This window comes from Pseudomonas sp. DNDY-54 (assembly GCF_019880365.1).
Taxonomy (GTDB): domain Bacteria; phylum Pseudomonadota; class Gammaproteobacteria; order Pseudomonadales; family Pseudomonadaceae; genus Stutzerimonas; species Stutzerimonas stutzeri_P.
In genome coordinates this window covers 3,029,676-3,050,531 of record NZ_CP082271.1, presented here as the reverse complement: position 1 = coordinate 3,050,531, position 20,856 = coordinate 3,029,676, and the positions used below count along the sequence as shown (strand labels likewise).

Annotated in this window: 16 protein-coding genes; 2 read left to right on the top strand and 14 right to left on the bottom strand. The window is 62.0% G+C overall.

Features of this window, described 5'->3' with window-relative positions; translation table 11 throughout:
• Nucleotides 1–78 precede the first annotated feature (78 nt).
• The 6 genes from K4O48_RS14035 to K4O48_RS14010 all read right to left on the bottom strand — a co-directional run bounded on the left by K4O48_RS14035 (nt 79) and on the right by K4O48_RS14010 (nt 9,532).
• A complete protein-coding gene (locus K4O48_RS14035; RefSeq protein ID WP_222909021.1) occupies nt 79–576 on the bottom strand; it encodes a DUF3597 domain-containing protein in 498 nt (165 codons plus the stop codon).
• Between the two features lie 52 nt (nt 577–628).
• Nucleotides 629–2,149 (bottom strand): efflux transporter outer membrane subunit, encoded by a 1,521-nt coding sequence (locus K4O48_RS14030; protein ID WP_260523634.1) that lies wholly within the window; start codon nt 2,147–2,149, stop codon nt 629–631.
• 124 nt (nt 2,150–2,273) lie between these two features.
• Entirely contained in the window at nt 2,274–5,441 is a 3,168-nt protein-coding gene (locus tag K4O48_RS14025) for a multidrug efflux RND transporter permease subunit (RefSeq protein ID WP_222909019.1), read from the bottom strand.
• Complete coding sequence (locus tag K4O48_RS14020) at nt 5,438–6,622, bottom strand: efflux RND transporter periplasmic adaptor subunit (protein WP_222909018.1); 1,185 nt, start codon at nt 6,620–6,622, stop codon at nt 5,438–5,440. Before K4O48_RS14020 ends, K4O48_RS14025 begins: the two co-directional genes overlap by 4 nt.
• A 560-nt stretch (nt 6,623–7,182) precedes the next feature.
• On the bottom strand, nt 7,183–8,466 hold the full coding sequence (locus tag K4O48_RS14015; RefSeq protein WP_222909017.1) for a mechanosensitive ion channel family protein: 1,284 nt from the start codon (nt 8,464–8,466) through the stop codon (nt 7,183–7,185).
• Nucleotides 8,467–8,797: 331 nt separating this feature from the next.
• Nucleotides 8,798–9,532 carry a sulfite exporter TauE/SafE family protein gene (locus K4O48_RS14010; RefSeq protein ID WP_222909016.1) on the bottom strand — a complete coding sequence of 245 codons (735 nt, stop codon included), beginning with the start codon at nt 9,530–9,532 and terminating at the stop codon, nt 8,798–8,800.
• A gap of 179 nt (nt 9,533–9,711) precedes the next feature.
• On the opposite strand from K4O48_RS14010, the gene K4O48_RS14005 reads away from it, so the two are divergent.
• The gene (locus K4O48_RS14005; RefSeq protein ID WP_222909015.1) at nt 9,712–10,608 is read left to right on the top strand and encodes a CAP domain-containing protein; all 897 of its coding nucleotides are present in this window, start codon (nt 9,712–9,714) and stop codon (nt 10,606–10,608) included.
• Between the two features lie 7 nt (nt 10,609–10,615).
• Here K4O48_RS14005 and K4O48_RS14000 read toward each other — a convergent pair whose 3' ends face one another.
• Nucleotides 10,616–10,987 (bottom strand): STAS/SEC14 domain-containing protein, encoded by a 372-nt coding sequence (locus tag K4O48_RS14000; RefSeq protein ID WP_222909014.1) that lies wholly within the window; start codon nt 10,985–10,987, stop codon nt 10,616–10,618.
• A 295-nt stretch (nt 10,988–11,282) separates the two neighbouring features.
• Between K4O48_RS14000 and K4O48_RS13995 the strand changes: the two genes are divergently transcribed.
• Nucleotides 11,283–12,878: a methyl-accepting chemotaxis protein gene (locus K4O48_RS13995; protein ID WP_222909013.1), complete on the top strand. Its 1,596-nt coding sequence runs from the start codon at nt 11,283–11,285 to the stop codon at nt 12,876–12,878.
• A 102-nt stretch (nt 12,879–12,980) separates the two neighbouring features.
• Here the strand turns inward: K4O48_RS13995 and K4O48_RS13990 are convergent, their stop codons facing one another.
• From K4O48_RS13990 to K4O48_RS13960, 7 genes are all read right to left on the bottom strand, one after another.
• Nucleotides 12,981–13,262, bottom strand: coding sequence for a peptidylprolyl isomerase (locus K4O48_RS13990; protein ID WP_003282311.1), 282 nt, complete (start codon nt 13,260–13,262; stop codon nt 12,981–12,983).
• Nucleotides 13,263–13,541: 279 nt separating this feature from the next.
• Nucleotides 13,542–14,090 carry a hypothetical protein gene (locus K4O48_RS13985; RefSeq protein WP_222909012.1) on the bottom strand — a complete coding sequence of 183 codons (549 nt, stop codon included), beginning with the start codon at nt 14,088–14,090 and terminating at the stop codon, nt 13,542–13,544.
• A 166-nt stretch (nt 14,091–14,256) separates the two neighbouring features.
• Complete coding sequence (glpD, locus tag K4O48_RS13980) at nt 14,257–15,807, bottom strand: glycerol-3-phosphate dehydrogenase (protein WP_222909011.1); 1,551 nt, start codon at nt 15,805–15,807, stop codon at nt 14,257–14,259.
• An 896-nt stretch (nt 15,808–16,703) separates the two neighbouring features.
• Entirely contained in the window at nt 16,704–17,462 is a 759-nt protein-coding gene (locus tag K4O48_RS13975) for a DeoR/GlpR family transcriptional regulator (protein WP_222909010.1), read from the bottom strand.
• Nucleotides 17,463–17,605: 143 nt separating this feature from the next.
• A complete protein-coding gene (gene glpK / locus K4O48_RS13970; RefSeq protein ID WP_222909009.1) occupies nt 17,606–19,117 on the bottom strand; it encodes a glycerol kinase GlpK in 1,512 nt (503 codons plus the stop codon).
• A 75-nt stretch (nt 19,118–19,192) separates the two neighbouring features.
• Nucleotides 19,193–20,077, bottom strand: a complete 885-nt coding sequence (locus K4O48_RS13965) for an MIP/aquaporin family protein (RefSeq protein WP_222909008.1) — start codon at nt 20,075–20,077, stop codon at nt 19,193–19,195.
• 308 nt (nt 20,078–20,385) lie between these two features.
• Nucleotides 20,386–20,811: a DUF1810 domain-containing protein gene (locus tag K4O48_RS13960; RefSeq protein WP_222909007.1), complete on the bottom strand. Its 426-nt coding sequence runs from the start codon at nt 20,809–20,811 to the stop codon at nt 20,386–20,388.
• Nucleotides 20,812–20,856: the final 45 nt, after the last annotated feature.

Below are 20,856 nucleotides of genomic sequence, written 5' to 3'. Positions count from 1 at the left end.
TGCCTGTTTTTGTAGGAGCCAGCTTGCTGGCGATCACTGCCCACTGCTGCACCGCGAACGACTAGACCTGGCTTACTCTCAGGTGCGAAGTTCCGGAGGCACGGTGCCGCCGTGTTCGGCGAGCTTGTGCATGACGGTGCGATGCAGCCAGGTATTCATCTGAGCCGAATCCGCCATCTTGTCCTGCGGGCAACCCAGCTCGGTGGCAAGCTCTTTACGCGACTCCAGACTGCTATCGAGGCCCAGCAGTTTGAGCAGATCGACGATGGACGTGCGCCAGTTCAACTGTTCTGGATGATTGGCGGCCATGCCGTCGAGCTTCGCCGGTACGTCCACCGCACTGGTGGTTGCGCCGGCAGTGCTCACGGTGCCGGCTGCGCCGGTCATGCCGGTTGCAGTACCGCCGACGCCCGGGGGTGTGGTCGTCGCGTTGTTCGCCGTGGTGGGGCGCTCGGAATCCACAACCGTATCGGTGGCGTGCTGGTTGGTGCCAGAATCCGGCGCAGCAGGTTTGTGAGCTTCATTGCTCACGCCGCCCATGCCTAGCTTCTCTTTGATCGTATCGAACAGGCCCATTGCATGATCCTCGGTTGATGATGGTTAAGGTTTGACCCTCGCTGCGTTCAGGTCATTCCGTCCCGCAGGTCGGATGGGCGGCGTCGGCGCAACCGTTTGTCCGTCGGCTTGCCGCGGTAGCAGGCGGCTCGGCCGCTGTGCCTCCACCGAGAGCCACATACAGCTCGACCAGGTTTTGCACCTGTGCGCGTTTGACCTCGATGAGCGCCTGTTCAGCATCGAATAGCGTGCGTTCAGCATCGAGCACCTGCAGGTAATTCACTACGCCTTCGGCGTAGCGTTCGCGCGCGAGATCGGCAATGCGTCTGAGCGTTGCGACATTTTCGTCCTGTGCGGCTACCTGCTCGGCCAGGTAACGGCGCCCGGCAAGCGCATCGGCGACCTCGCGAAAGGCGGTTTCGATGGCACGCTCGTATTCGGCGACTGCAATGTTCTCGCGCGCTTCGGCGACCGTCAGGTTGCCCCGATTACGACCGAAATCGAACAGCGGCAGGCTGATCGAAGGCCCGATACTCCAGGTGCGATTGTCGCGGCTGATCAACCCGTTCAGCTCATTCGAGCTATAGCCGAAGCTGCCGGTCAGCGACATCTGTGGGAAGAACGCCGCGCGTGCGACACCGATGTTGGCGCGTGCCGCACGCAAGTTCTGTTCAGCGCCGACAATGTCCGGCCGAACCAGCAGCACCTCGGAGGGAAGCCCTGCGTCCAGCGTCATCGGGTTGATCTGTTCGTTCAGCGGTAACGGTCCTGGCAGTGCCTGTTGCATCGGCCCGCCGACTAGCAGGGTGAGGTAGTTGATCTGCTCGGCTCGTGTCAGGCGCAGGCTGGATAACTCGGTTTTGGCTTGCGTCAGTAGCGATTGCGCCTGGTTCAGGTCTAGCGCCGAGGTGATGCCGGCGTCGAAGCGCACACGCGCAATACGCAGCCCATCGAGGCGACTTTGCAGGGTCGCTTCAGCGAGATCGATACGTGCTTCGGCACCGCGGATCGCCAGATACGTCGACGCCACATCGGCGATCAGCGACAGCCGGAAGGCCCGTTGCGCCTCAACGGTCGACAGGTATTGCCCCCGCGCCGCTTCCGTGAGGTTGCGCACCCGTCCCCAGAAATCGAGCTCGAACGCGGTAATACCGAGCCCTACCGAGAACCGTTCTGTCACCCGACCGCCGGAGCCGGCGGAGAGGCCGCTCGTGCCGCCCGGTGCCGAGCCGCTGCCAGAGGAACCAGTGCCGGTTGCGCCTGTACCGCCGGCTGGGAAGCGGCCGCGGCTGGCGTCGGCCGTGGCGGCCAGGGTGGGGTAGCGGTCCGCGCCCTGCACGTTGAATTGCCCTCGCGCTTCCTCGATGCGCGCCACCGCGATCTGCAGGTCCCGATTACGCTGCAGCGCGGCGGTCATGTAGGCGTGCAGGCGAGGATCTTGGAGAAACGTCCGCCAGGCAATTTCGCTGGCCTGTACCGTGCCGCGCCTCGGTTGATACTCGGCCGAATACTGCGCAGCGCTGGGAGAGGGCGGCTGATCGTGGGGGGGCGCGAGTTGGCAGCCGGCTAGCAGACTGGCCACGAGCAGCGGCACGGCTGACGCAGTCCATCGAGACACCATAGTCGGCCTGCCGTCCTTGTGAGCAGCAGCTGAGCACCGCTGTTTCGACCCTTTTAGCTCGGCTTTTCCTGCCTCGCTTGCATTTCCCCACGGCCCGTTATGCATTGTCCGGCGCCTCCTCTTCCTCAGCCGCGTGCGCCTTGTCCTCTGCGGTTGGTGGGCGGCGCTTGGTCAGCCAGCGGCGTACGGAGAGATAGAACAGCGGGATGTAGAACAGGCCGAGCAGGGTCGCGACGATCATCCCGCCCATCACACCGGTGCCAACAGCCACCCGGCCAGCCGCGCCGGCGCCGGTGGACAGTACCAGCGGCAGCATGCCGAGAATGAAGGTCAGCGAGGTCATCAGAATCGGCCGGAAGCGCAGACGCACCGCGTTCATCACCGCATCGGTCAGGCTCTTTCCATGCCCTTCCTCCTCGATGGCGAACTCGACGATGAGGATGGCGTTTTTTGCCGACAGGCCAATGATGGTGACCAGCCCGACGTTGAAATACACGTCCGCCGGCAGGTCGCGCAGCATGGCAAACAACACCGCACCGAGCGCGCCGAAGGGCACCACCAGCAGCACGGCGATGGGCACCGTCCAGCTTTCATAGAGCGCTGCGAGCACCATCAGTACCACCAGCAACGACAGGCCCAACAGCAAGCCGACCTGCCCGGAGGCTTGCTGCTCCTCCAGTGACGCTCCGGTCCACTCATAACTGAATCCGCCAGGCAACTCGGCCGCCAGCCGCTCCATCTCGGTCATCGCTTCGCCCGTCGTCGAGCTGGGCGCGGCGCTGCCGGAGAGGGTCAGCGCCGAATAGCCGTTGTAACGCTGCAACTGGGTTGGCCCTTCGGTCCACTCCACCGAGGTGAACGCACCGAACGGCACGCTTTCGCCCTGATCGTTGATCACCTTGAGATCCAACACGTCCTGAGGCGTCATCCGATAGGGCGCATCGGCCTGCAACAGGACCTGGAGCACCCGTCCGTCGCGGTTGAAGTCATTGGCGTAGGCACTGCCGAAGGCTATCGCCAGCGTCGCGTTGACCTCGTCGATCGAAAGCCCCAGTGCACGCGCCTTGATACGGTCGATGTTGACGCGCAACCGCGGCGCATCATCCGCCCCTTCAGGGCGTACGTTCTGCAGGATCGGGCTTTCACTCGCTTTGCCCAGCAGCTGGTTGCGCGCATCGAGCAGGGCGCTGTAGCCCATCCCGCCACGGTCCTCCAGTTTGAAGGTGAAGCCGCCTGCGACGCCCAGCCCGGGAATGGAGGGTGGATTCAAGGCGAACACCCGCGCTTCCTTGATCTGCGAAAAGCGGGCCATGGCTTCACCGACCAACGCCTGTGCCGAGCTGCCTTCTTCGGTCCGCTGATCCCAGGGAATCAGGCGCACGAACGACATGGCGTGCGCCTGGCCTTGGCCGAAAAAGCTGAAACCGTAGACGGTGATCGCGTCCTCGACCAACGGATGCTCGGCGTAGAACGCCTTCACCTGTTCGATGGCCTCCTCGGTGCGCTCGACGGTGGCGCCCGGCGGTGCCTGAATCACCGTCATCAGCGAGCCCTGATCTTCATCCGGCAGAAAGGCGCTGGGCATGCGCAGATACAGAAACGCCGTCAGCGCCAGCAGCCCGACGAAGGCCAGCAGGAACCAGAGCGGGTGAGCAAGCATGCCACCCACCGCGTGGTGATAGCGATCGGTGGTGCGGTCCATCCAGCGATTGAAGGGGCCGAAGATGCGCTGGCTCAGGCCGGGCTTTTCGTCCTGTTGCTGGTTCGGTTTGAGCAGCGCAGCACAGAGCGCGGGTGTGAGTACCAGGGCCAGCACGGTGGACGTGGCCACGGCGATCGACAGCGTAATTGCGAATTGCCGGTAGATGCCCCCGGTGGAGCCGGGAAAGAACGCCAGGGGCACAAACACTGCGATCAATGCCAGGGTCGTGCCGATGATCGGCGCGGTGACCTGCTCCATGGCTTTGACCGTGGCCTGGTAGGGGGGCAACTGCTCCTCATCCATGATCCGCTTGACGTTCTCCACCACCACGATGGCGTCGTCGACCAGGGTCCCGATCGCCAGCACCATGCCGAACAGGCTCAACAGGTTGATCGAGAAGCCGGCGATCCAGAGCCCTAGGCATGTCCCCGCCAAGGTGATCGGTATCACGATGGTGGGAATGACCGTGGTCCGCCAGTTCTGCAGGAACAGCAGCATCACCAGCACCACCAGGGCCATGGCCTGTAGCAGGGTGACGACGACCTGTTGGATGGAGGAGGAAATGAACGGGGTCGAGTCGAAGGGAACAGTCCAGCCGATGTCCTCGGGAAAGCCTTCGGCCAGCTCGTTCATTCGCTGCTTGACCGCTGCCGCGGTGTCCAGCGCGTTGGCACCCGGCGTCAGCTGAACGGCCAGACCCGCTGCCGGCTGCCCGTTGAGCTCGCTGCGCGAGGTGTAATTCTGAGCACCCAGCTCGACTCGCGCGACGTCCTTCAGTCGAATGGCCGAGCCATCGGGTGTCGCGCGCAGGATGATCGAGGCGAACTCTTCCGGCGTACTGAAGCGGCCCCGCGTTTCCAGTGGCGCGTTGATCTCGATGTCGTCGGCCAGCGGTAGATCACCCAGCGCGCCGCCTGCCGACTGGCTGTTCTGTTCCTGTACCGCTCGTAACACGTCCGCCGCGGAAAGGCCGAAGCTCGCCAGACGATCAGGGTTGAGCCAGATCCGCATGGCATAAGCGGTATAGAACTCGCGGATGTCGCCCACGCCCTGCACGCGCCGTAACTCATCGAGCACCCGCGTGGTGCTGAAATGGCCAAGTTCCAGGGTGCTCATGGTGCCGTTCTCAGAGAACAGCGAAATGATCAGCAGGAAGTCCTGCGATGCCTGGAACACTTGAATGCCCTGGCGGCGTACTTCTTCTGGCAGTCGCTGCTCGACGCGGCTCAAGCGGTTCTGCACTTCCATCTGCGCAATGTCGATATCGGTGCCGGACTCGAACGTCAGTTCGATCGAGGCGCTGCCGTTGGAACGGCTCGACGAGTCCATGTAGAGAAACCCTTCAACACCGTTGAGCTCTTGCTCGATCACCTGGGTGACATTGGTCTCCAGCACCGACGCATCGGCGCCGGGGTAGGTGACACTGATGCGCAGGCTGGGCGGCGCGATGCTGGGGTATTGCTCGATGGGCAGCGAGCGCACGGCCAGCAGACCGCCAAGCAGGATGCCCAGTGCAATGACCCAGGCGAAGACCGGGCGACGAATGAAGAACGACGGTGTCATTGGGCTGACTCGGGCGTCGCGGACGCTTCCGGCGACTCCGGTGGCGCCTCACGCTCGAAGGGTATGGTGCGCACCGCCGCACCGCTACGCACGCTGCCGCCACCTTCAACGATCACCACGTCGCCTTTCTTCAAGCCGCTGCGGATCACCCACTCGCTGCCTTGCAGTTCGCCGAGTTCCACCTCGTGTGAGGCAACCTTGTCGTCTTCGCCAACCAGCAGTACTCGCGCCGCCTGGTCGTTGACCACCACCGCACGCTGCGGGATCAGCACGCCGTTCGGGCGAACACCCGCATTCACGCGTGCGCGGACGAACTGACCGGGCAAAAGCAGCTTGTCGGGGTTCGGAAACTCGGCGCGTACCGCCACGGTGCCGGTGGTTTCGTCGATGCTCATGGCGTAGAAGTCGATGTACCCGGGGTGCGGATACTCGCTGCCGTTTTCCAGGATCAATTTCACCTCGACGCGACTTTCGTCCGGCAACTCCAGCTCACCCGAGGCGATTCGGGCACGGACCTCCAGCAGGTCGGAACTGGACTGTGAAAAATTCACGTAGACCGGATCAAACTGCTCCACGGTGGTCAGCAGCGTGCCTTCGCTGGCGCTGACCAGCGCACCTTCGGTGACCTGCGCGCGCCCGGCCCGGCCTTCGATGGGCGACTCGACGGTGGTGTATTCCAGATTGAGCTCCGCCGATTGCACGTTGGCTTCGGCTTGCGACACATCCGCTTTCGCGGTGCGCAGTGTGGCGAGGGCTGTGTCGTATTCCTGCTGGCTGATGGCCTGCTTGGCGACCAGTCCCTTGTAACGCCTGACGTCCTGCGCGGCATTCAGCGCCGTGGCTTCAGCGCGCTCCAGTGCCGCCTTGGCGGCCTTGAGATTGGCGCGCATTTCACGCGGGTCGATCTGGAACAGTGGCGTGCCGACCTCGACCTCAGTGCCTTCTTCGTAGAGTCGTTTCTGGATGATGCCGTTGACCCGCGCGCGGATTTCGGCGATGCGTACGGCCTGGACGCGCCCGGGGAGCTCGATGATGTTCGCGACCGGTTGCGGGTCGACCGTCATCACTTCCACCTCCGGCGGCGGGGGGGCGGGTGGTGCGGTTTGTTCGTCGTCGGAGCACGCCACCAGCAACAGCGCCGTGGCACAGGTTAACGCAGCGTTTTGCAGTAACTGCCTCATTCAGTCGGACCTTTTCGTCTCGCACGTCTTCGCCGCGGGATAGCGCGCTGACCTACACTCGACCGCCGTGTGCCTGGCGCGGTTCCGGTGTTATCCGTCGTCTTGGCTCGGACCGTCGTGAAGAAACAGGTGGCAACGAGCCGCCCGCCGCGTTGCCTTCCGGTCGTACACGCATGATTGTGGTCCAGCCGGGGCGCGAGGGTTGACTGAATCCGCCGCGCCTTTTGGTGGGCTGAAGCCCACCCTACCAGCCGTATGCCTGGCACGGTTCCGGTGTTATCCGTCGTCTTGGCTCGGTTCGCCGTGAAGAAGCAGGTCGCAACGAACGCCCGCCGCGTTGCCTTCCGGCGGTACACGCATGATGGTGGTCCAGCCGGGGAGCGAGGGTTGACTGAATCCGCCGCTTCCTCTTGGTGGGCTGAAGCCCACCCTACCGGTCATCAACCCCGTCCCGTCGTTCCGTAGGGTGGGCTTTAGCCCACCTGAAACCCCTGCCGGCGATCAGGACCCCGTTCCGTAAGCCCACCGCGTCCAATCATTTCCCTGGCAATACGTGCGGCTCAGGCTTTTGGGGTATGGAGCACTACGTTCTGGCGCGCCTCGTCAGGCAGCGTGACTCTGGCCGCGCGCAGTGCCGCTATCAGGCTCTTTCGCACCTCTGATGCGGTGGCGACGAAATCCGAGCGGCGCGAATCGCACCAGAACTGCACGTCGAACACCAGTTGACTCTCGCCCAGATCAATGAGGTGTACCGAGGCTTCCGGAGTCGCCAGCACACCGGTGGTCTGCTGGGCGGCCTCGCGCATCACTGCACTGATTGCATCGATGTCGATGCCGTATCCCAGCATGCAAACCACCTTGCCACGCCGGACCGGTGCCGCCGTGTTGTTGGTGACACGCGAGGTAAAGGTTTCGGCATTCGGGACCAGCACGCGCCGGCCGTCATAGGTGCGAATCTGCGTTGCGCGCAGTTCGATGCGCTCAACGCTGCCTTCGGTTTCGCCGATGATGATCTGGTCGCCCAGTTGGAATGGGCGCAGCGTCAGGATCAGCAAGCCGCTGACAAAGTTGGAGAGGATGTCCTTGAGTGCGAAACCCAGCGCCAGGCTGGTCAGCCCAAGGCCGGTCGCCAGCGTACTTGGCTCCAGCCCGAAAGCGCTTGCAGCGACCATGATGCCGAGCAGCCAGACGGCGTAATAGCTGACCTGGCGCACCAGGTTTTCCACGGTCAGGTCGTTCGCCAGGCGGCTGACCAGCTTTCTCATCAACGCGCGCACCGCCGTGGCCAGGCCCCAGAACAACAGCAATACCAGCAGGGCAGCGAGGACCCGCGGAATGATATTGATCGCTGATTCGAGTAAGCGCGCAAATGCGGTCTCGACGCTCGACTGGACGGGGGTGACGAAGCGGCCGCGGTCCGAATCACGGCGCTTAACCGCGGTCGCTAACGCACGATCGATGATCGCAGCCCACTCACGCGCCAGTTTGTCCAGGGTCAGCCCGTTGGCTTCGGCGTCTGCCGGCGATACCACCAGCAGCGGCCGCCCGGCCACACTGATCTGCAGGCCTTCATTCTCGGTTTCGCTCGGTGAAATGCGTGCGCGGGTAATGCCTTGTGGCGTTTCCAAGACCGCCGCCAGCTGCCGTTCGATCTGCCGTGCACGCGGCCGGGGTTCCAGCGCGTCGTCAGGCCCGATACGAAACAGGGCACGGCCGTCCAGCCGCACCGTGGCGACGCTTTCCTGGGCGGCGGACCCGGCAGGCATCAGTGCCTGACAGGCCAGCATGACTAAAAGCAGCCAGACGGCGCGACGGGGCGTTGAAAAGGTTAGGTGCGTGTGCATGAAAGGCTGCGGTTCCGAAGTGGCTGTTCGGTTGCAGATACGACCGGGCCGCCTAGATCTCGGCGGCCCGTCGGTAACGCTGTCATTCGGTCGGCACAGCGGACTCGTTCAGACCCGTCTGCGCTCAGCGGGTGCGGTATCAGAACACCAGCATGAACAAACCGATCACCACCAGCAGTCCGATCAGGAAAATGATGCCGATTGTGCTACCTAGAAACTTCAGCATAACGATGACTCCTGTTGCAGTGGGTACATCAATTCCGACTGAGCATGGCGGTGATCGTTCAGAGCAGCGAAGTTTCGGGGTGCCGGTAGAGGCTCAATGCTGGCGTCAGAGATGCTTCCAGATCAGCTGCAGGCCGGCGATCAGCATGCCGATGCGGGCAATCCGATAGAACCAGGTGTGATCGATGCGCTTGTGTAGCCAAAGCCCGGCCCAGACGCCGAATGGCACGATGGGTGCGAGGGTCAGGCTCAGCATCAGGTTTTCGTGGCCGAACTGGCCGAGCGCAGCATAGGGAATCAGCTTGATCGCGTTGGTCATCAGAAAAAACAGGTTGATGGTCGCGACGTAGCGCAGCTTGTCCAGTTGCTGCGGGAGCAGGTGCATCATGATCGGCGGCCCGCCGGCGTGTGCGACGAAGCTGGTAAATCCCGCAATCGAGGAGAGGAGCGTGCCTCGGCCGCGCTGCAGTGGCCTGGGTTTGTCGTTGTTGGTCAGCAGCCCGAGCAGCACGAACCCCACGGCGATGGCGCCCATCATCAGGCCGATCATGCGTTCATCGAGCAGGCCGAACGTCAGTGAGCCGAGCGCAATGCCGATCAGCGCACCGGGCAGCATCACCTTCAGGTTGGCAATGTCCCACTTGCCGAAGTAGGCCTTCAGCCCCACCACGTCGGCCAGGCAGAGAATCGGCAACATCACGGCGGCAGCCTGTTTCGGCGAAATGGCCAGGGCCAGCAACGGCACGGCAATACCGCCCAATGCGCCACCAAAACCGCCTTTGGACAGCCCGGTCAAAAAGATGGCCGGAAGGGCGAATAGCAGGAAATCGGAGAGGGTCATGTAGGTGATCGGTCAATAGAAGCCGCTTGGTTAGGCATCATCCCATGCGGATGCGCGTTATGGCGCGTACAACAACGGTCGCGTTTGAAGCGCGTATCTCAGTCGCTGCTGCTATCGCCGTGGATCGCTTGCGGCCACTCGTGGTCAGGATGCTTAACCGCAGCCCGACAAGGTGATGCATGAAACTGCCCAACTTCGCTTCACTCGGCCACTCGACACCCGTGCTCGAGCGGTCGCATGCAATACCCACCGCGTGTCTGACGCTTGTGGCGCTGTTCAGCGCCCAGACACAGGCTCAGGAGTCCGATCTGGTGAGTCTGGTCAACGAGTTCCGTGGGTCTTCCCAGAGCTGTGGAGACGGCGAGGCTCAGGCTGTCGGACCGTTGGCCCCGAACGAGGCATTGGCGTTGCCACTGGCTACCAGTGGCACGCAGCTGCAGCAGGCGCTGCAGGATTCCGGGTACCGGCCGGCCAAGCTGCAAGCCATTTCGGTTTCGGGTCCGGCCGATGCGCAGAGCGCGATGCAGGCGCTCAAACAGCGTTATTGCGCACCGCTACGCAGTCAGGATTATGCCGAGATCGGCGTATCGCGTGACGGTACGACCTGGCAAGTGTTGCTCGCCAAACCGTTACTCGCCCCGGACCTTGGCGATTGGCAACAGGTTGGCAAGAACATCCTGCAGCGGGTCAACGAGGCGCGGGCCAAGTCGCGTCGCTGCGGTAGCCAGTCGTTTGACCCCGCACCGGCGCTTAGCTGGAACGCTGAACTCGGTGATACGGCGCTGGCCCACAGCCGCGACATGGCCAAGCAGAAGTACTTCGCGCATCAGGCGCCGGATGGCAGCCAGGTCAGCGACCGTGCCAGTCGCGCCGGCTATCGCTGGGAGCGGATCGGCGAGAACATCGCGGCGGGGCAGGGCTCGGCGGAGCAGGTTGTCGCCGGCTGGCTGGCCAGTCCCGGGCACTGCAGCAACATCATGAATGCGACGTTTACCGAAATGGGCGCGGCCTACGCCATTAACAAGGACAGCGCTGCGGTGAGCTATTGGACGCAGGTCTTCGGTAAGCCTCGTTGACACCCGATCAGATCTGTCCCTCAAGCCACTGATGCGCCTCGGTTGCCCGATCTTGGTCGTACGCCTTGATGGTCAGGCCAGGAATCAGCGCGCCTTCGAGCTCGCTGGTTTTCCTGACCCACTCCTTCGCCGAAACCACGGCGCAGCGGTCGAAGCGGCGGATGAAACGAAACATCTGCGGAAGCCGCGACAGCTCGACGCCTACCGCGCCGAGGGTGGGCATGTCGAAGTCGCCGACCCGAAAGAGCATCTGTCCATGGGTGATGCCTTCGGATTTTCTCATCAGCTCATCCAGCGCAAAGCGCATTTCGTTGCTGTCGAGCTTGCCGGAAAAATCCACGTCGATGCGTTTGTCACCAATCCGGGTTACGTGAAACATGAGGCGTTCCTCTCAGCTGAGTTCGTGTCATGAGAGCGGGCTGTCGTTACCAGACGATAGCCGTTGCCCCGCGTTTGGGCAGGCTAATCAGTCATCTTTACGAGGCTTTTGTTGATTGAGGTCAGTGTGTCTGGCACCTGTCCGTGAACCATTATTTGAATGGAAAGCGCTCTAGCGTGCGTGTTCCAGAAAGCTGATCGGCGGTATCAAGTTGTTCCAGATGCGGCCGAGAACCGGGCAAGTGCGACGCTGTCCAGGATGGCACCGCTTTCTTTCCCTGTAGTTGGATACCCCCATGACCAGCACTTTAGCGAACGTCATTCAGTCCGTTTTACGCGGGCTGGGTCTACGCACCATCAACCTGCAATTCTTCTTTTCCTACAGCCTGATTTTCCTCTGCGCAGCGCTGACGGCCGGCGTCCTGTTCATGTCCAGCAAGGACGCCAGCCAGATTGACATGGCCGGCGCGCAGCGCATGCTCAGCCAGAAGATGATGAAGGAGTCGTTGCTGGCTGCGCAGGGCATCGGTGGCCCGGCGGACGCCGAGAAGACAATCCAGCGGTTCGAGCTGTCGCATCGCTTGCTGATGAAGGGTGACCGCAGCCAGGGCGTCGCCCCGGTGGAACTGGCCAGCGCCCAGCCGCACCTGCAGCGCGTCGACCAGATCTGGCAGCGCTACCGTCCCGCCGTGCAGGCACTGGCCGCCGGTCAGAGCCCGGACCTGAAGGCTCTCGCGACGGATGCCAATGACATTCTCGCGGCCTCCAACGAAGTGGTTTCACTGATCTCTGCCGAGGCAAACCGCAGCGCTTCCCAGCAGCTCTGGGTGGCGATGGCGTCGACTTTCTGCATTCTGCTGCTGGTCGTTCTTGGCCGTATCGCAGGCATGAACTGGCTGATGCTGCAGATCGACGAGTTGCGCGGCCGCCTGGAAAAGGTCAGCCAGGGCGATTTTTCCGCGCCGCTGCAGGTGCGTCATGCGGACGATGAAATGGGCATGATCACACTGGCGTACAACCGCCTGCTGGGGCAGGTTGGCGAGATGATCAAGGGCATGCGCCTGGCCGCTGACGACGTTGATGGTCAGTGCGTTCGCATGGCCAACCTTGCGAGCGATAGCGCGCGTAATGTCGAAGGGCAGCAGGCCGAGATCGATCAGGTCGCGACGGCCATGAACGAAATGCTCGCGACCTCACAAGAGGTGGCGCGCAGCACTGTCGAAGCCGCCAGCGCCGCGGATATCGCGGAGCAGGAAACCAATACCGGCAGCGCGGTGATGAATGAATCGGTTGGCGCCATCCGCGTTCTGAGCGGCCATGTCGATGGGCTGTCCGATGTCATGCAGCAGCTGGTGCAGGACAGCCATGAAATCGGCAAAGTGCTCAACGTGATCAGTGGTATCGCCGAACAGACCAATCTGCTGGCGCTCAACGCGGCCATCGAGGCGGCGCGTGCGGGCGAGCAGGGGCGCGGTTTCGCGGTAGTTGCCGACGAGGTTCGCAGCCTGGCCAGCCGCACCCAGAGTTCGGCGAAGGAGGTCAGTGTGCTGGTCGAGCGGTTGCAGAGCCAGGCCACCCGCGCAGGTGAAGCTATGGTCGCTTCACGCCAGAGCAGCACGGTTACGCTCACCCAGATCGAGGCAGCTCAGCGTGCGCTGGGTCAGATCGTCGGCGCGGTGCAGACCATTCGCGGAATGACCAATCAGATCGCCACCGCGGCGGAGGAGCAGTCGCAGGTTGCCGAAGACATGAATCAATCGCTGACGCGCATCGCCCAGGTGGCTGATCAGGCCGCCAACGCAACGCAAGACACGGCGGTATCAGGCAATACCATCATGCAGAGCATGAAAGGGCTCAAGACATTGACTGGACGTTTCCGGCTCGAGGCGTGATCAGTAGAAAGCGGAGCGGGGAGGTGCGGTGTGAAAGCGCCGCTTCGCATGGGTTGCAGAAGAGCGGCGAGTCCCCGCACATGGCGTGCGGGGACGGCGGGATCAGTCCTGGCGGCTGGTCACTTCCAGCAGGTGATAACCGAACTGGGTCTTCACCGGGCCTTGCACTTCGTTTAACGGAGCGCTGAACACGACGGTGTCGAATTCCTTGACCATCTGGCCTGGGCCGAACGAACCCAGATCACCGCCCTGGCGGCTGGACGGGCAGGTGGAGTTGTCCTTGGCCACCTGAGCGAAGTCGGCGCCGCCTTCGATGGCAGCTTTCAGCTCGTTGCACTTTTCTTCAGTGGGAACCAGGATGTGGCGGGCAGTGGCTCGGGCCATGGGGGTGTCTCCTCTAGGAAAGTTGCGAGCCTACCGGATTTGTTCAGCGATTCAAGCATCGCGGGCGCTCATCCTCTTCGGACGGCGCTTGCATAGGATCGCGCGGCGTCGGTCATCATCCGCATCCCACCTGTAGCGTGAGAATGTCATCGGCTTAATGGGCCGACGCGCCTGGCGGCTGCAATGCTGCCTCGCTACGTGCAAATTACTCGGCGCGCTTAGCAGCGTTAAACCTGAGAAGTGGTACCCGCGGGGCGGGCCTTCCAGACGGATAGTCGTTCACTGCCCGGATTTAAGCCTTCGCAGCGCGCGTGCATAGTCGTGCCGCGCTGAGGTCAGTTCGTAGGCGTTAGCGGCCCATCGTGTCTTGCCGTATAGCGATTCGTACTCGATGTGAATCTGAACCTGATGCTCAGTCAGGAGCTTCAGGTTCTCGAGCAGGCAGAGCTCCATGCGGTCGTTCGCAATCGCCAACAGCATGATTTCCTGACCACTCTTGATGGCCGTTTTCGGCGGCAGCCACGCCTTGCTGAAGCACATGGGCTCTAACTCGACCGCCAGCAGCGCGTCTTCCCACACGTTGTGCGAAAGGTCGTGGCGCTTGCCATCCAGGCTGATGCTGGCGTGGTTGATGATGGCGGGGCCCGGACCGATGTTGGCCAGATAAAGCCCGTTGCGAGCGTCCGGCCCCTCCAGGTAGGGGGTGCCGATCAGATAGGGCGCAACCGAAAGACGATTGTGCTCAAGGGTCGTCCAGCCCAGCCAAAGAGAGGTGCCGAGTGCTAGAACGGAGAGGCCAATCGCGGTGATGGGTAACAGCTGCTTCATGGCGACGTTCCCCAGGCGAGCGTGGTGCACGGGTGACGATGCAGGGCGCTGAACCGTGCGGAGCCGTTTCAACGCTACCTGTCGTTTGGACTGGTCGCGGGTTGAGGAGTTGCCGGTGGATCTAGCGCGGAGCCGGTCGGCCAGCGGCTCCGGATTTCAATCAAGGTCAGGCGGCATCGCTGCTGTGCGCGTTGATGGCAGCCGGTTGCTCCGCGAGATAGGTTTGCAAGCGAGCTTTGTCAGCCTCGTTAAAGGCTAGCCCAAGCTTGGTTCTACGCCAGAGAATGTCGTCCAGATGCGTCGCCCATTCTTCCCGACGCAGGTAGCCGACTTCCTGCGCATACAGCCCTTGGCCGAGGTCATCGCCCAGCGCCTCGAGTGAGCGGACATCGCCGAGCATTCGCCAGACGCGAGTGCCATAGAGCGTCGCCCAGCGTTTTGCCAACGGTCGGCTGGCACCTTTTACGGTGTTCATCAACTCATCGACCAGCGCTTCGGCGCTGCTCATCCCTTCACCGCCGGGTAGCGGGGAAGTCGCCGTCCAGCTCTCTCCCATGCGCGGAAAGAACGGCTTGAGCTGCGCCATCGCCGATTCCGCCAGCTTGCGGTAGGTGGTCAGCTTGCCGCCGAACACCGAGAGCAACGGCGCCTGTTTCTCTTCGGCGGATAGCGAGAGGGTGTAGTCGCGGGTCACGGCAGAGGGATTGTCCGATTCGTCATCGCAAAGCGGCCGTACGCCGGCGAAGGTATGCACAATGTCCTTCGGCTCTAATTGCTTGCGGAAGTGGGTGTTAGCGACACCCAGCACATAGGTGGTTTCTTCTTCGGTGATGCTGACGGTCGCCGGGTCGCCGTGATACTCACGATCCGTCGTGCCGATCATCGTGTAACGGTCCAGGTACGGGATCGCAAAGACGATGCGCCGGTCCTCGTTCTGCATGATGTAGGCCTGCTCACCTTCGTACAGCTTGGGCACGATGATGTGGCTGCCCTGGATCAGGCGGATGCCGTACGGGGAGCGCTGCTTCAGGTTGTCTCCAATGAACTGCGCGACCCAGGGGCCGGCGGCGTTAACCAGCGCTTTGGCACGCAGGGCGAAGCGGCTGCCGTCCTGACGTTGCAGCTCGACGTGCCAAATGCCGCCGGCTCGCTTGGCGCTCAGGCATAGCGTACGGGTGTGGATATGCGCGCCCTTTTCCCGCGCCGCCATGGCATTGAGTACCACCAGCCGCGCGTCATCGACCCAGCAATCGGAATATTCGAAACCGCGGGTAATCGCTGGCTTTAACGGACTGTCCTCTCCGAAACGTAGGCCTCGCGAACCGGGCAGCTTTTCGCGCTTGCCGAGGTTGTCATACAGAAACAGCCCGGCGCGGATCATCCAGGCCGGACGCAGGTGCGGGCGGTGCGGCAGCACGAAGCGCATCGGCTTGACGATGTGTGGTGCCTTGGCCAACAAGACTTCACGCTCGGCCAGTGCCTCGCGCACGAGGCGGAATTCGTAGTGTTCCAGATAGCGCAGGCCGCCATGGATCAACTTGCTACTCGCCGAGGATGTGTGGCTGGCCAAATCATCGCGCTCGCATAGAAACACCGACAGGCCGCGTCCGGCTGCATCCGCAGCAATACCCACACCATTGATGCCACCGCCTATGACGGCGATGTCATACAGCTCGGAGACGGTCTCGGTCACAGGATTCTCCTCAAGAACGAACATTTATTTTCGAATACGAACATCCTAGCGTAGAAAAGAACCTCTCTCTAGAGCTGATATTCGTTTTTTATATCAAAAGAAAATAATCGAATCGATCCGAACTGCTTATTGGTGCTGAGCGGCCAATCTATGACTGTTCGGCAGAAATTAGCGGGGGTTCAGTCGGTTAGCGGGTGCAGTCTGCATGTGGTGGGCTGAAGCCCACCTTACCGGTGAGCGGCTCGGTGGCTTAGGGCGAACGTAGAGCGTGAGATCGCGTTAGTTATCCTGGCGGTGAACCGATTGGGCTGATTGGTGGGCTGAAGCCCACCCTACGGCTGCGACGGATTGGTGTGCGTTGGAAGGGTAACGCTAAAGGTAGGGTGGGCTTCAGCCCACCAAAACACGGCAGTCTTAGCCGTCACGTATTCACGCCACCAAAGAAATCTGGTCCAGGCGAGTATTGCGCAAGCTGCGCGTGCCCCTGAAGCGGTTCAACCGGAGAAGTAGGGTGGGCTTCAGCCCACCAAAACACTGCAGTCTTGACCGCTCCCGTATGCACGCCACCAAAGAAATCTGGTCAGGCTGGTAGTGCGCAGGCTGCGCATACTCCAAGCATGACGATCACTGAAGTGGGTTCAGCCGGAGAAGTAGGGTGGGCTTCAGCCCACCGGAACACGGCAGCCTTAGCCGCTCAAGTATGCACGCCACCAAAGATATCTGGTCAGGCTGGTAGTGCGCAGGCTGCGCGTGCCCCAGAGCATGACGGTCACTGAAGCGGTTCAGTCGGAGAAGTAGGGTGGGCTTCAGCCCACCAAAACACGGCAGTCTTTGCCGCTCCCGTATTCACGCCACCAAAGAAATCTGGTCAGGTTGGTAGTGCGCAGGCGGCTCATGCCTCGCACATGACGGTCACTGGTTCAGCCTGTGACTTCCAGCTTCACGTTGTGCTGTGCCAGCAGGCCGAGGAAGGCTTCGGGCGGCTGGGCTTCGGTGAAGAGCATGTCGATCTGTTCCAGCGAACCGAGCCGGGTCATGGCGCTGCGGCCGAACTTACTCGAATCCGCGGCGAGGAAGATCTTTCGCGCATTGTGGATGATGGCCTGGGAGACGCGCACTTCCTGATAGTCGAAATCCAGCAGGGTGCCGTCCTCATCGATCCCGCTGATGCCAATCAGGGCGAAGTCCACCTTGAACTGGCTGATGAAATCCGCTGTGGCTTGACCGACCACGCCGCCATCGCTGCGCACGTTGCCTCCGGCGATCAGTACGTCGAAATCTTCCTTGGGGCTGAGGATGCTTGCCACGTGCAGGTTGTTGGTGATGACCTTGAGGTCGCGATGGTTGAGCAAGGCGTGGGCGACGGCTTCGGTGGTGGTGCCGATATTGATGAACAACGATGCCTGATCAGGAATGTGCGCGGCCATGGCGTCGGCGATGCGGCGCTTCTCGTCGCGCATTTGCCGCGCGCGCTGGGTATAGGCCGTGTTCTGGACACTGGAGTCGTGGGCGGCGCCGCCATGGTAGCGGCGCAGCAGGCCGGCTTCGCCCAACTGATTGATGTCCCGACGGATGGTCTGAGGCGTCACGGCGAACTGTTGCGCCAATTCTTCGATGCTGACGTAGCCGCGTTCGCGCACCAGTTCGAGAATGCTCTGCTGTCGTGGGGCCAGACTCATGGAGGCTTCCTTCTTATCGATATGCTGGGAAGGATGCCGCAGTCTGGTCCGTGATTAAAGAATTGTTCGTTTTCGAATCGATGTGCCCGGCACCGAATCGGATTCGGGCCGGTCACGGGGCGTGGTGTTGTCGCGCGCTGAGCTTATTCCTCTTCCCAGTCGCGGGTGCGGTCGACGGCCTTCTTCCAGCCCTTGTAGAGCGCTTCGCGCTGTTCGCTGTCGCACGCGGGCTCGAAGATGCGCTCGATGGTGGCCTTGCTGCGCAACTCGTCCAGGCTGCTCCAGAAACCCGTCGCCAGGCCCGCCAGATAAGCCGCGCCAAGTGCAGTCGTTTCCTTCATTTCGGGGCGTTCGACCTGCGTGCCGAGCAGGTCGGCCTGGAACTGCATAAGGAAGTTGTTGGCCACGGCACCGCCATCCACCCGCAGGGATCGCAGTCGCTCACCGGCATCCTGCTGCATGGCGTCGAGTACGTCGCGGGTTTGGTAGGCGATGGATTCCAGCGCCGCCCGGATGATGTGATCGACCTTCACGCCGCGGGTCAGGCCGAAAAGCGCGCCACGGGCGCGAGGGTCCCAGTAGGGTGCGCCGAGCCCCGTGAACGCCGGGACCAAATAGACGCCGTTGCTGTCCTTCACTTTGGTGGCGAAGTACTCCGAGTCCAGCGAGTCATTGATCACCTTCAACTCGTCGCGCAGCCACTGCACCGTGGAACCGCCGTTGAAGATGGCGCCTTCCAATGCGTAGTTCACCTCGCCTTTCGGTCCGCAGGCGATGGTGGTCAGCAAGCCATGTTCGGACTGCACGGCCTTGGTCCCGGTGTTCATCAGCAGGAAGCAGCCGGTGCCGTAGGTGTTCTTGGCCTGGCCCGGCTCGACGCACATCTGCCCGAACAAGGCAGCTTGCTGGTCGCCTGCGATGCCTGCGATGGGGATGCCGGTGCTCTGGCCCGAACCCAGGTAGGCGTGCCCATAGACTTCGGAAGACGAGCGTACGTCGGGCAGCATCTCGCGCGGAATATCCAGCGCTTCGAGCATGACCGGGTCCCAGTCCAGCTTATGAATGTCATAAAGCATGGTGCGTGAGGCGTTGGTGTAATCGGTGACGTGGGCCTTGCCCTGGGTCATCTTCCAGATCAGCCAGCAATCGACGGTGCCGAACAGCAGCTCGCCACGGCGCGCGCGCTCACGGCTGCCCTCGACGTGATCGAGGATCCACTTGATTTTGGTGCCGGAGAAGTAGGGATCGATGACAAGGCCGGTGGTTTTGCGGATGTGGTCTTCCATGCCGTCACGCTTGAGCTGGTCGCAGATCGGCGTGCTTTGGCGGCTCTGCCAGACAATGGCGTTGTAGATCGGCCGGCCGGTGTTCTTGTCCCAGACGATGGTGGTTTCGCGCTGGTTGGTAATGCCGATCGCTGCCACCTGTTCGTTGGTGATGCCGGCCTGGGCCAGCGCCTCGACGAACACACCGCTCTGGGTGGCCCAGATTTCCATCGGGTCATGCTCGACCCAACTCGGCTGTGGGTAGATCTGTGCGAATTCGCGCTGGGCAATGGTGACCACGTTGGCGTTGCGATCCAGCACGATCGCGCGGGAACTGGTAGTGCCCTGATCGAGGGCGACGATGTATTGCTTGTTGTTCTGGGTGCTCATGGTGTCAATTCCTTAACAGGCTGCTGAAAGCGTAGGCGAGGGAGGCAATACAGGGCAGAAAGCATCCATTGGCGATCAGCGGGCTTCGTGGGCGGTGACGTCGTGTTTGCTGTAGGGCTTGCTGTCAGCGGTCGCGGGGGGAGCCGGTGCGTCGCAAGCACCCCCGCCCACGCCGGGCAGGTGCTTGCAGATCAGTGCCTTGTAACCGGCGGCGCCAATGCAGGCGCCCAGCACTGGCGCTATTAGCGGGACGAGGAAGTACGGAATGTCCCGACCGCCCGTAAACGCGACCTCGCCCCAGCCGGCGAAAAATGTCATCAGCTTCGGTCCGAGATCACGCGCTGGGTTCATCGCAAAGCCGGTCAATGGCCCCATCGCACCGCCGATCACGGCGATCAGCAGACCAATTAGCAAGGGTGCCAGCGGCCCGCGCGGCAGACCGTTACCGTCATCGGTCAGCGCCATGATCATCCCCAGCAGAATAGCGGTGATCACCACTTCCACCAGAAACGCCTGGCCGATGGAAAGGGATGGATGAGGATAGGTCGAGAACACCGATGCGAGCTCCAGACTGGCCACGCTGCCGCGGGTCATCTGTTGAGCCTGTTCGAAATCGAAAAACAAGCTGCTATAGAGAGCGTATACCAACGCCGCGGCGCAGAACGCGCCAGCCGTTTGCGCCAGGATGTAGGCGGGGACCTTGTTGCGCTCGAAGGTGCCGAACAGCCAGAGCGCAATGGAGACGGCGGGGTTCAGGTGAGCACCGGATACGCCGGCCGCGAGGTAGACCCCCATGCTGACGCCTATTCCCCAAATAACGCTTATTTCCCAGAGACCTAGCTCAGCACCACCCAGCTTGAGTGCGGCGACGCAACCGGTGCCGAAGAAGATCAGAAGGGCGGTGCCGAGAAATTCGGCAATGCATTGCCCCCCGAGAGTCGGGGTGGACGGGTTACTCATGCGCAGAACCTCTTGTGAGACTGTTGTTGTTATAAAACCGAATACTGCGTTGGTTCGGAAATGTTCGGAAGCGAAAACTTAAGGTCAAACAAACCGCCTGTCAAAGTAAAAATTTGAACATGACGGTGGCGAAGGGTGAGCGGCAAAAGGCCGCTATGGCCCGAGATTGAACGTGACGAGGCGCAGGGGCGTTTCTCGCGCCTGCTAGGAGGGCGGCTTTGGGTTCAAGTTCGCTTCATACCGCAAAAAAACCGCAGCCTGCTTATAGCCGGGTGGATGCGTCGCGGTGCACCGCGTCAGCGAGTCGGTCAGTGTTGCAGCCGCGACAGCGTCTGTGAGTCGGCTTCGCCTTCGAAGAAGGTGTCCAACACCTGTTGGAAGAGCGGTTGCTCGGGTGCTATGGCAGCAAAGAGGGTCATGCTCGACCGCAGCTTGAGGTCATCGGGCGAACCTAAAATCTGTCTAGCTGACCGGTCGCGGTGAAGCAACATTGCCTGCGCGCACGCTTGCAGGCGCGGGCCGAGCAACGGGTGTTCGAGGTAAGCACGGGCCTCGTCAACGCCTGAAATCGCATAGCGCTGAGCCATGGCGCTGTGGCCCAACCCTGCGATCTGCGGAAAGACGAACCACATCCAGTGGCTCTGCTTGTGGCCTGCGCGCAACTCCTCAAGCGCGCGCTCATAGACGGGTATCTGTGCCTCGACGAATCGCTGCAGGTCGTGTGGATCGCCCATCGTCTCTCCGGTTGCTCGCGGTGCATGTCTGCTTGAGAGCGGTCG